Genomic DNA, 7,902 nt, shown 5'->3' on the forward strand with positions numbered 1-7,902 from the left:
GTTACAGCGCGCCCTTCGTGGAAGGCAGGATGCCGGCCGCGCGGGGATCGCGCTCCGAGGCGTAGCGCAGGGCCCGGGCCAGCGCCTTGAACTGGCACTCCACGATGTGGTGCGCGTTGCGCCCGTAGGGCACGTGCACGTGCAGGGCGACCTGGGCCTGGGCGACGAAGGACTCCAGGATGTGCCGGGTCATGGTCACGTCGTACTCGCCGATCATCGGCGCCATGTTCTCGGGCTCGGTGTGCACGAGGTAGGGGCGGCCGGAGAGGTCGACGGTGACCTGGGCGAGGGACTCGTCCAGCGGGACCGTGCAGTTGCCGAAGCGGTAGATGCCCACCTTGTCGCCGAGGGCCTGCTTGAAGGCGGCGCCCAGCGCGAGGGCGGTGTCCTCGATGGTGTGGTGGGAGTCGATGTGCAGGTCGCCGTCGGTCTTCACGGTCAGGTCGAACAGACCGTGCCGGCCGAGCTGGTCGAGCATGTGGTCGTAGAAGCCGACGCCGGTGGCGATGTCGGTCTTGCCGGTGCCGTCGAGGTCGATCTCGACGAGGACCGAGGTCTCCTTGGTCGTGCGCTCCACGCGTCCCACGCGGCTCATGTGTTCTGCTCCTTCTTGACTTCACGTACCGCGTCGAGGAACGCGTCGTTCTCCTGCGGGGTGCCGGCGGTGACCCGCAGCCATCCCGGCACGCCGTTGTCCCGGACCAGCACGCCCCGGTCGAGGATCTTCCGCCAGGTCACGTGGGAGTCCTCGAACCGCCCGAACTGCACGAAGTTGGCGTCGGACTCGGTCACCTCGTAGCCGATGGCCCGCAGTTCGGCGACCAGCCGGTCCCGCTCGGTCTTCAGCTGCTCCACGTACTTGAGCAGCGTGTCCGTGTACTCCAGGGCGGCCAGCGCGGTCGCCTGGGTGACGGCCGACAGGTGGTAGGGCAGCCGTACGAGCTGGACGGCGTCGACCACGGCCGGGTGCGCGGCGAGGTAGCCGAGGCGCAGGCCGGCCGCGCCGAACGCCTTGGACATGGTGCGGGAGACGACGAGGTTCGGCCGTCCGTCGAGCAGCGGCAGCAGCGAGGCGCCGTGGCTGAACTCGATGTACGCCTCGTCCACGACGACCATGGACGGCCTGGCGGCCTGCGCGGCCTCGTAGAGGGCGAGGACCGTCCCGGCCGGGACCGCGTTGCCGGTGGGGTTGTTGGGGGTGGTGACGAAGACGACGTCCGGGCGGTGCTCGGCGATCGCCCGCTGGGCGGCGGGCAGGTCGATGGTGAAGTCCTCGTGGCGCGGCCCGGAGATCCAGCCGGTGCCGGTGCCGCGCGCGATGAGGCCGTGCATCGAGTACGACGGCTCGAAGCCGATCGCGGTGCGGCCCGGGCCGCCGAAGGTCTGCAGCAGCTGCTGGATGACCTCGTTGGAGCCGTTGGCCGCCCAGACGCTGCTCACGTCCAGCGGGTGCCCGCAGGTGTTCGTCAGGTACTCGGCGAGCTTGGTGCGCAGCTCGACCGCGTCCCGGTCCGGGTAGCGGTTGAGGTCGCGGGCGGCCTCGCGGACCCGCTCGGCGATCCGCTCGACCAGCGCGTCGGGCAGCGGGTAGGGGTTCTCGTTGGTGTTCAGCCGTACCGGCACGTCCAGCTGGGGCGCGCCGTAGGGGGACTTGCCGCGCAGCTCGTCCCGTACGGGGAGATCGTCGATGCCGAACGTCACTTGCTTTCCGGGACCTTCCACTCGAACCTCGCCTTGATCGCCGCGCCGTGCGCGGGCAGGTCCTCGGCCTCGGCCAGCGTCACCACGTGGTGCGCGACCTCGGCGAGCGCGTCGCGCGTGTAGTCGACGATGTGGATGCCGCGCAGGAAGGACTGCACGGACAGGCCCGAGGAGTGGCAGGCGCAGCCCCCGGTGGGCAGGACATGGTTGGACCCGGCCGCGTAGTCGCCGAGCGAGACGGGCGCCCAGGGGCCCACGAAGACCGCGCCGGCGTTCTTGACCCGGTCGGCGACCGCGGCGGCGTCGGCGGTCTGGATCTCCAGGTGCTCCGCGCCGTAGGCGTCGACCACGCGCAGCCCCTCGTCCAGGCCGTCGACGAGGACGATCGCGGACTGGCGGCCGGCCAGGGCCGGGCGGATCCGGTCCTCGACGTGCTTGGTGGCCTCGACCTGCGGCCGCAACTCCTTCTCCACCGCGTCCGCGAGCTCCACGGAGTCGGTGACCAGGACGGCGGCGGCCAGCGGGTCGTGCTCGGCCTGGCTGATCAGGTCGGAGGCGACGTGCACCGGGTCGGCCGTCGAGTCCGCCAGGACGGCGATCTCGGTCGGTCCCGCCTCGGCGTCGATGCCGATCTTCCCGGTGAAGAAGCGCTTGGCGGCGGCGACCCAGATGTTGCCGGGGCCGGTGACCATGTTGGCGGGCGGGCAGGACTCCGTGCCGTAGGCGAACATCGCGACGGCGGTGGCACCGCCGGCCGCGTACACCTCGTCCACGCCGAGCAGGGCGCAGGCGGCCAGGATGGTGGGGTGCGGGATCCCGCCGAACCCGGCCTGCGCGGGCGAGGCGAGCGCGATCGAGCCGACGCCGGCCTCCTGCGCGGGCACCACGTTCATGACCACGGACGACGGGTAGACCGACCGGCCGCCGGGCACGTAGAGCCCGACCCGCTCGACCGGCACCCACTTCTCGGTGACCGACCCGCCGGGCACCACCTGCGTGGTGTGCGTGCGGCGGCGCTGCTCGCGGTGGACGAGGCGGGCGCGGCGGATGGACTCCTCGAGCGCGGCGCGCACAGCCGGGTCCAGGCCCTCCAGCGCGCGGGTCAGCTCCTCCGCCGGGACCCGCACCCGCTCCAGCCGGACCCCGTCGAACTGCTCGGTGAAGTCGATCAGCGCCGCGTCCCCGCGATGATGCACGGCCTCGCAGATCGGACGCACCTTCTCCAGGGCGACCGAGACGTCGAAGTCGGCTCGGGGCAGCAGGTCGCGCAGGGCGGGGCCCTCGGGGAGGGCGTCGCCGCGCAGATCGATTCGGGAGATCACGGAACCAATTCTCTCAGACCCGCGTCCGGCCCGGTCCGCGCGTATCAATGGCTGATACGGAACGCGACGGACCGCACTGCCCACGGTGAACTCATGCGATCCGTGCTCACTTTGAGTGTTCGGAAGGTCACGCAGTGGGCATGAACGGTTGTACGAAGGGTGAGCGACCGACGAGTAGACGGGGAGGGGGTGAAGCACCGTGACGGAGGGGGCGGGCCATCGTGACGGAGAGCTGCCGGACGACCTGACCATCGCCGAGGCCGGCATGTGGCAGGCCTTCCGCAACGGCAGCGTGTACGACCTGAGCAGCGGCGACCCGCTCGTCGACGATCCGCACGGCGGGCGTCCCTGGGGGCCGGAGCGGACGGTGCGGGCCCGTGTCGTGTGCTGGCTGCTCCTCGACGGTCCGCCGGCGCTCGCGGGCCGGGTGTCCTCGTTGCAGCTCGTGGGCGTGCGGATCAGCGACACGATGGACCTGGCGGGCGGCACGGTGGTGCCCTATGTGGAGCTGCGGCGCTGCCGCTTCGAGCGGGAGGTACTGCTGCCGGAGACCCGGTTCACGACCGTGCGGCTGGTGGACTGCGCGGTGCCGCGCCTGGAGGCGGCCCGGCTGCACACCGAGGGCGACCTGCACCTGCCGCGCTCCCGCTTCCCGGGCGGCATCCGGCTCACGGACGCGCAGATAGGCACCGACCTGCTGCTCAACCAGGCGATCGTGCACCGGGACCGCAGCGGGCGTTCCATCGCCGCGGACGGTCTGGCGGTCGGGCAGGACCTCCAGGCCGAGATGTTGGAGTCGCACGGCGAGGTGAGCCTGCGCAGCGCCCAGGTCGGCGTGTCGCTGAGTCTGCGCGGCGCCCGCCTGCTGAACCCGTACACGCGGCACGCGCTGAACGCTCCGCAGCTGACGGTGGAGCGCACCCTGTACCTGACCCCGGCGGGCCTCGGCAGCCCGCTGCTGCGCGGCACCACCCCCGCGCAGGGCACCCGCATCCAGCGCTTCGAGTGCGAGGGCGGGGTGCGGCTCGACGACGGGCGGTTCGGCGACGCGCTGGACCTGGAGCACGCGCGGTTCACCTTCACCGACGACCAGGAGCTGTCGCTGCGCCGGGTGCAGACGCCCGAGCTGCGTTTCCTGGGTGAGCGTCCGGCGCGCGGGCGGGTGGTGCTGTCGGGGGCGCGGGTGGTCAACCTGATGGACCGGGCGGACAGCTGGCCGGGCCCCGGCCGGCTGCACATGGGCGGCTTCGCCTACGAGAACCTGGTGCCGCGCGGGCCGTTCCCGCTGGAGAAGCGGCTGCGCTGGGTGGGCGCCGCGACCGCCGAGTACCACCCGGAGCCGTACGAGCGCCTCGCCGCCGTGCTGCGGGCGGGCGGCGAGGACGAGGACGCCCGCGAGGTGCTGCTCGCCAAGCACCGCAGGCGCCGCGAGAGCCTGCCCCTCGCCGCGAAGCTGGTGGGCTACGCGCAGGACTGGACGGTCGCCTACGGCTACCGGCCGGGCCGGGCGGCGGTGTGGATGGCCATCCTGTGGGCGGCCGGCTCCCTCGCCTTCGCCCGCGCGGAGCCGCCTCCGCTGAAGAGCGGCGAGCACCCGGACTGGAACCCCGCCCTCTTCGCGCTCGACCTCCTCCTGCCGGTGATCGACCTGGGCCAGGTGGGCTTCTGGCAGCTCCACGACGGCTGGCAGTGGCTGTCGACGGCCCTGGTCCTGCTGGGCTGGGTCCTGGCGACCACGGTCGCGGCGGGCGCCACCCGTCTCCTCCGCCGGAGCTGACCCCACCGGAGCGAACCCGGCCCGCCCGGCGGCGGGACCGGCCCCGCACACCCGTCCCCCGGGGAAGGACCCCCGGCTCCACCCCCAGCTCCACCCCCCGGGCCCACCCCCTCGGGTCGCCCCGCCGAGGGCTCGGGCCCGGCAGCAGGTGAGCCCGGCACTCGCCCGGAACCGCTCGGCTCCCGCCCCGACAGGCTCGGGACCCCGCCCCTGCCCGGAAGCCCGTCCCGAGTCCGGCGCCGCAGGCACGGCGCCGAGGCCATCAGCACCCGGCGACACACCCACCCCGCCCCATGGCCGCCCCGCCCGAGCCCCGGTCCCGGTCCCGGCGCCAGGACCACCGGGGACACGGTGCTCCACACATGGCCCACCCCAGGCGCCCCTCGCCCACCGACGGACAGCTGCCGCCCGACATCCGCCGACGGCGGGACGTCCCGCGAGGGACCCGCACCGGGGCCCGCACCGGGACCCGCACCCGGCGACGTATGCCGCACGGGTCGTGCGGGTGGGGATCCACGACCGGCCCAAGGCGGAGCCGGGGCCGCACAACCATCCCTCCCCCTCGACCGTCGTACTGGCCATGCTGCGCGCGTTCCTGCGGACCGCTGCTGCCCGGGCCCGTTCCCGGTCGCCACGGCCCGCCCCAGACGACGACGTGCTCCTCGACGCCCCCGACGACCGCCTCGCCCCCGCCCTCGTCGCCGCGGCCCGCGGCGAGCACGGCGCCGCGGCCGGTCTCCTCGCCGGCACGCGCGAGAACGCCGAATGGGACCACCGCGACCGTTACGCGACCCGGCTCGCCGCCTTCGCCCGCTCCCGCTCCGAGTGGCTCGACACCTGGCGCGCCGCCGCCCCGGACGACCCCGACGCCCTGCTGGTCGCGGCCCGCCTGACGGTCCACCGGCACTGGGACTCGCCGGCCCGCGCCGAACTGCTGCACCAGGTGATCCCCACCGTCGTCGCCGCCGCCGAGGCCGCCGGCCCCGACGACCCGGTGCCGTGGCGGACCGCGCTGGACGCCGCGCGGGGCGCCCGTGCCGGACACGCCGAGTTCGAGCGCCTGTGGGAGCAGGCGGTCCGGCGCTGCCCGCACCACTACGGCAGCCACGTCGCCGCCCTGGAGTACCTGGCCGCCGCCTCGCCCGACGCCCACGGCGAGTGCCTGGACTTCGCGGAGACGGCCGCTCAGGAGGCCCCCGAGGACGCCCTCGTGCGGGCACTGCCGCTGCACGCGGCCCTCACCTGCCGCACCCCCGCCGCCCTGCGCGCCCACCGCCGCCGCCTGCACACCGCCGCGGACCGCGCGATCACCCTCTCGGCGGCCCACCCGGCGGCCGATCCCTGGGCGGCGGAGCTGCGGAACCTGCTCGTCCACGTCCTCGTGCGCCTGGAACGCCACCGGGACGCGGCCGAGCAGCTGCTGCTGACCGGCCCGTACGTCACGTCCTTCCCCTGGGACCGCGACACGGACGACCCGCTCGGCGGTTTCCTCCGGGTGCGCGCGGACGTCCGCGCCCGCCAGGGTGAGGCCGCCACGACGACCGGTGCGGCGGGCCCGGGACGACCACGAAGTGGGCACGGCGGACGCGTCCGCCCCGGCGACCATTAGGCTTCTGCGTCGTGACCACCGTCCGGCTCCCCCTCTTCCCCCTGAACTCGGTCCTGTTCCCGGGGCTGGTGCTCCCGCTCAACATCTTCGAGGAGCGCTATCGCGCCATGATGCGCGAGTTGCTGAAGACTCCCGAGGACGAACCACGCCGGTTCGCCGTCGTGGCGATCCGCGACGGCTACGAGGTGGCCGAGACCGCCCCCGGCCTGCCCGACCCGACAGCCACCCTCGAACGCGGGCCGGGTGCCGGGTTCGGGACCGACCCGCTCAAGGCCTTCCACAAGGTGGGCTGCGTCGCGGACGCGGCGACGATCCGGGAGCGGGCCGACGGCACCTTCGAGGTGCTGGCGACCGGCACGACCCGGATGCGGCTGGTCTCGGTGGAGGCCTCGGGGCCGTACCTGACGGCCGAGCTCGACCCCCTGCCCGAGGAACCCGGCGACGAGGCGGGCGCCCTGGCGGAGGGCGTGCTGCGCTCCTTCCGGCAGTACCAGAAGCGGCTGGCGGGGGCACGCGAACGGTCGCTGGCGACCGGCGCCGACCTGCCGGACGAACCCGGGGTGGTCTCCTACCTGGTCGCCGCCGCGATGATGCTGGACACCCCGACCAAGCAGCGCCTGCTCCAGGCCCCGGACACCGCCTCGCGGCTGCGGGACGAGCTGAAACTCCTTCGCTCGGAGACCGCCATCATCCGTACGCTGCCGTCCCTGCCGGCGTCGGACCTGACGCGCGGCCCGACGAGTCTCAACTGAGGTACTGGCCCGCATGGCGAAGAAGCCGAACAAGCCGAGCAAGGCGAAGAAGCAGCAGTCGGGCGGCACCCCCGCGACCGTGGCGCTCACGGCCGCCGGGGTGGCGTACACGGTCCACGCCTACGAGCACGACCCGGCCCACCCCTCCTACGGCGAGGAGGCGGCCGAGGCGATGGGCGTCTCGCCGGAGCGGGTGTTCAAGACGCTGGTGGCGGACGTGGACGGCGCCCTGACGGTCGCGGTGGTGCCGGTGGCGGGCCAGCTGGACCTCAAGGCCCTCGCGGCCGCGGTGGGCGGCAAGCGGGCGGCGATGGCCGACCCGGCCCTGGCCGAGCGCACCACGGGCTATGTGCGCGGCGGCATCTCGCCGCTGGGCCAGCGCAAGCGGCTGGCGACGGTCCTGGACGCCTCGGCCTCCCGGCACGCCACGATCTGTGTCTCGGCGGGCCGCCGCGGCCTGGAGGTCGAGCTGTCCCCCGAGGACCTGGCCAGGCTCACGAACGCCGTGCTGGCTCCGGTGGGCCGCGCCTGATCCCTCGGCGGCCCCCCTGTCACCGGCTGGTCGGACAGGACATGGCGAAGCGGGCGCGCGAACGCCGGTGGCGCACCGAAAAGGGCCGGGCGAACCAGGCCCGCCGCCCCGCCTAGGGCCTGTTGCGAAAGTGCTGGTCACAGCCATTCATTGATGGCTGCGACCAGCACGGTCGCTTCGTAGCGGACGGCGAGTTTGTCGTACCTCGT

Annotated in this window: 7 protein-coding genes; 4 read left to right on the forward strand and 3 right to left on the reverse strand. The window is 73.9% G+C overall.

Going from position 1 to position 7,902, the window contains the following annotated elements:
* Position 1: 1 nt before the first annotated feature.
* Genes hisB through hisD form a run of 3 tightly spaced genes read right to left on the reverse strand, consistent with a single transcriptional unit; the run spans position 2 to position 3,023 of the window.
* Positions 2 to 595 carry an imidazoleglycerol-phosphate dehydratase HisB gene (gene hisB / locus IE94_RS0119635; RefSeq protein ID WP_030186039.1) on the reverse strand — a complete coding sequence of 198 codons (594 nt, stop codon included), beginning with the start codon at positions 593 to 595 and terminating at the stop codon, positions 2 to 4.
* Positions 592 to 1,701 (reverse strand): histidinol-phosphate transaminase, encoded by a 1,110-nt coding sequence (locus tag IE94_RS0119640; RefSeq protein ID WP_030186041.1) that lies wholly within the window; start codon positions 1,699 to 1,701, stop codon positions 592 to 594. Before IE94_RS0119640 ends, hisB begins: the two co-directional genes overlap by 4 nt.
* Complete coding sequence (gene hisD, locus IE94_RS0119645; RefSeq protein WP_030186044.1) at positions 1,698 to 3,023, reverse strand: histidinol dehydrogenase; 1,326 nt, start codon at positions 3,021 to 3,023, stop codon at positions 1,698 to 1,700. Before hisD ends, IE94_RS0119640 begins: the two co-directional genes overlap by 4 nt.
* A gap of 199 nt (positions 3,024 to 3,222) precedes the next feature.
* On the opposite strand from hisD, the gene IE94_RS0119650 reads away from it, so the two are divergent.
* The 4 genes from IE94_RS0119650 (at position 3,223) to ybaK (ending at position 7,693) form a co-directional block, all read left to right on the forward strand.
* Positions 3,223 to 4,800 carry a hypothetical protein gene (locus tag IE94_RS0119650; protein WP_030186046.1) on the forward strand — a complete coding sequence of 526 codons (1,578 nt, stop codon included), beginning with the start codon at positions 3,223 to 3,225 and terminating at the stop codon, positions 4,798 to 4,800.
* 580 nt (positions 4,801 to 5,380) lie between these two features.
* On the forward strand, positions 5,381 to 6,409 hold the full coding sequence (locus IE94_RS0119655; RefSeq protein ID WP_030186047.1) for a hypothetical protein: 1,029 nt from the start codon (positions 5,381 to 5,383) through the stop codon (positions 6,407 to 6,409).
* A gap of 11 nt (positions 6,410 to 6,420) precedes the next feature.
* Complete coding sequence (locus IE94_RS0119660) at positions 6,421 to 7,161, forward strand: LON peptidase substrate-binding domain-containing protein (RefSeq protein WP_030186049.1); 741 nt, start codon at positions 6,421 to 6,423, stop codon at positions 7,159 to 7,161.
* A gap of 13 nt (positions 7,162 to 7,174) precedes the next feature.
* Complete coding sequence (gene ybaK, locus IE94_RS0119665) at positions 7,175 to 7,693, forward strand: Cys-tRNA(Pro) deacylase (RefSeq protein WP_030186052.1); 519 nt, start codon at positions 7,175 to 7,177, stop codon at positions 7,691 to 7,693.
* The last annotated feature ends 209 nt before the right edge of the window (positions 7,694 to 7,902 follow it).

This window comes from Streptomyces violaceorubidus, assembly GCF_000717995.1.
Taxonomy (GTDB): domain Bacteria; phylum Actinomycetota; class Actinomycetes; order Streptomycetales; family Streptomycetaceae; genus Streptomyces; species Streptomyces violaceorubidus.